Here is a 3,491-nt window from a genome sequence, read left to right as displayed (position 1 = left end):
GCCAACCTGCGAAGGGGTATTACGAGCTCGCTGCCTGGGCCCTTCACCCGGACGGGCAACTGCTTGCCCTGGCCGAAGACCGTAGGGGAGATCGGGACTACCGCATCACCCTGCTGGATCTGGCGAGTGGCGAGACACTGGCCTCTTTGCCTCACCGCGCCGGCGATCTGCTCTGGAGTCTGGATGGCAAGACCCTCTACACCCTCGCCAACGAGCGCCAGACCCTGCGCCCCTGGCAACTGCTGGCCTGGCAGGATGGCAAGGAGACCCTGGTGTATGAGGAGCGCGATCCCGCCTGGCTGCTCGGCCTCTATCGCACCACGGATCGCCGCCACCTGGTGCTGCAAAGCAACAACCACGACAGCTCGGAGCAATACCTGCTGGACGCGGGTCGGGCCGACCTGCTCAAGGGGTGCGAGCGCGGCCTCGAATACTACCTGGATACCCAGGGGGACAGGGTGCTGCTCAAGAGCAACCGGGACGGCGCCCTCGGCCTCTATCAGGTGGCCGACTTGAGCCAGGTTGCGAAGGGAAAGTGGCAACGGCTCTGGTCCGGCGAGGGCCGGGAACTCGAGAAGTGGCGCCTCTTTGCCCGGCACACCGTGCTGCAATACCGCAAGGAAGGGGATGACTGGCTCGATGTGCTGGATGCCAAAGGTGCGTTGATCCACAGCCTGCCGCTCACCGATGGCGCAGGCACGGCCTGGATCCAGGGCAGCCAGGAACCGGCCAGCGACAAGGTGCTCATTCGCCGCCAGGGTATGGCCGAGCCACCTCACCAGCGCTGGCTGGATCTCGCCTCCGGCGCCTGGGAGGGGACACCCGAGAGCAGGGACACTTCTCCCTATCAGAGCGAGCGACGCTGGATCGCGGGCAAGGATGGGGTCAAGGTGCCTGTCTCCCTGGTCTGGCGCAAGGGCATTACCCACCCCAGGGCACTGCTGCTCTACGGCTATGGGGCCTACGGCACCCCCATGCGTCCCTACTACCAGCCCCGGGTGCTGAGCCTGCTGGATCGCGGCTTTGTCTACGCCATCGCCCATGTGCGCGGGGGCGGTCTGCTCGGCGAATCCTGGTACCGGGAGGGTCGTGGCCGGGACAAACAGCACAGCGTGGATGATTTTCTCGCCGTGGCCGATGCCCTGGCACAGGATCCCGCCATCGATCCCGCCCGGCTGTTTGCCATGGGCGGCAGCGCCGGCGGCCTGCTGGTGGCAGCGGCACTCAACCAGGCGCCCACCCGTTTCGCCGGGGCCGTGCTGCAAGTTCCCTTCGTCGACCTGCTGGGCACCATGCAGGATCCCGAGCTGCCCCTCACCCGGCAGGAGTACGCCGAGTGGGGTAATCCGGCCATCCCGGGTGACTATGCCGCGATGCGCCGCCTGAGCCCCTACGACAACCTGCACAAGGTCCCTTATCCCCCCGTCTATGTGACGGGCGGCCTGCACGACAGTCAGGTGCCCTACTGGGAACCCCTCAAGTGGATAGCCCGCCTGCGATCCCATAGCACGGGAACAGGCCCCTATCTGCTGCGCACCGAACTCGACGGCGGCCACCTGGGCACCCCCCGAACGGCGGCGCTGCGTGCGGCGCAGGAGTTTGCCTTCCTGCTCACCCTGGCGGGCGTCAACCACTGACCCCTTGTCCTCTTTTTCTGGAGTGAACCATGAAACCCTCTTCCCTGGCCCTCTGGCTGGCGGCAACCCTGATCTCATCGCCGCTGCTGGCGGCCGATCTGCAGTTTGTCGATGAACCACCCCTGACCACGACGCCGAAGCGCTGGCTCGAGCAGCGCCTCGGTGTGCTCCTCGCCCCCGATTACGACAGGGCCAGCCTGCTCGGCCACCATTACAGCTTTCGCCAGCTGGTGAACGGCCTGCCGGTGGCCGCCACCCAGGCCGCCGTCAGTGTCGACGGGGACGGCCGCCCCTGGCGCCTCTATCACAACCTGCGCCCCTTGCGGAGCACAGCGCCCGGCTGCGATGCCAGCGGCACCCTGGATCCCCTGCTCGCCACCCTGCGCACCGACGGCAACCAGATAGAGACGCTAGGACCGGTCGAAGCCTGGTACTGGCGAGACGGCGATACCCTGGTGCCTGCCCTGCGCCAGCGGGTGCGCGAGCACAAGGCAGGCAATGCCAAGGCCAGCCAGGTGCAGCTGTTTGCCCGTTGCGACGGGGAGCAGGAGCTTGGCCGTCTCGGGGATCAGGCAACTACCCGCCCTCTGCATGTCGCCGACGCAGGCGATATGCTGGTTCAGGCCCGGGTGTTCGACCCCGATCCCCGCACCCGCCTGCAGGACGCCAGCCTGGTCTGGCACGACGCGCTGGTGCTGGCAGAGGCCGCCTACCAGGATCCGGTTCCCCTGCCGGTGAGCGTGCAAGCCGGGCAGTATCGCCTGAGCGGCCCCCATGCCAGGGTGGTGGATGTCATGGCCCCCGAATCGGCCCCCTACAGCAGCAGTGACGTGCAGGGTTTTCGCCTGACCCGGGACGATCGCGGCTTTGCGGACATCAACGCCTACTACCATCTGGATCTCGCCCAGCGCCACCTCAAGGCGCTCGGTTTCACCGATCTCATCCCCGGGGCGCTCGACATCGACACGGACGCGGGCTATCAGGACAACTCCCTCTACGATCCGTTCGAACGCAGGCTGGAGCTGGGTCGCAGCGGCGTGCCCGATGCCGAGGATCCCATGGTCATCTGGCACGAGTTCGGCCACGGGGTGCAGCACCACATCCTGCCGGATCTCGGGGAAGAGGGTGACTGGGGAGCCATCGGCGAGGGCTTTGGCGACTACCTGGCCGCCAGTCATCGCCAGCGCAGCGAAGCCGGTCGCCAGTTCGAACCCGCCATGGTGTTCAACTGGGATGCCCGCTTCACCGACCGCACCCCGCGCCAGCTCGACGATCTGCGCGCCCGCTACCATCCGGACTACCGCTACCCCGCCCACCGCACCATCAACGGCAGCAACGGGGATCAGCTCTGGGGCACCCCGCTGTTCCAGGCCCTGCTGACGGCGGTGGCAGAGCACGGCGAGACCGCCAGGGACGAGTTTGATCGCGTCATCATCGAATCCCACTTCGGCCTGGGGCCGGCCATTCGCATGCCGCAACTGGCCCGGATCACCGTGGATACCGCCGCCCGTCTCTACCCGACGCGAGCCTATGCCCGTCTGCTGGAGCAGGCATTTCGCCAGCACGGGCTGCTGCAAGCTCCCGTCAATATCGCCCTCGCCGAGGGGAGCGCCATCCCGCTGGGGCAGCGCCAGTCGGTGCAGCTGACCCTCAGCAACCCGGGCAAGGGGGAGGTGACCCTCAACGAGCTGGCCCTCACCCTGCCAACCGGGTTGCAGGCCGATCCTGACAGCTGGCAACCAGCAACCCTGGCCGCCGGTGCCAGCATGACCACCACCCTGCGCCTGCTGGCCCAGAGCCCGCTCGCCTGCGGCGACGAGGCGAGCCTCTCGGTGAATCTCGCCATGAGCGGTA

2 protein-coding genes are annotated in these 3,491 nt (G+C 67.4%); both read left to right on the top strand.

Going from position 1 to position 3,491, the window contains the following annotated elements; translation table 11 throughout:
• Positions 1-1,637, top strand: a 1,637-nt coding sequence (locus AACR77_RS06485; protein ID WP_042880446.1) for a prolyl oligopeptidase family serine peptidase, incomplete at its 5' end; no start/stop codon positions are given.
• Positions 1,638-1,666: 29 nt separating this feature from the next.
• Positions 1,667-3,491: peptidase M36 (locus AACR77_RS06480; RefSeq protein WP_042880444.1), on the top strand; the 1,825-nt coding region annotated here is incomplete at its 3' end.

The sequence above is a fragment of the Aeromonas sp. ZOR0002 genome (assembly GCF_963866995.1).
Classification (GTDB): Bacteria; Pseudomonadota; Gammaproteobacteria; order Enterobacterales; family Aeromonadaceae; genus Aeromonas; species Aeromonas caviae.
The sequence above is the reverse complement of the archived record's forward strand: the minus strand, read 5'-3'. Positions and strand labels throughout refer to the sequence as shown.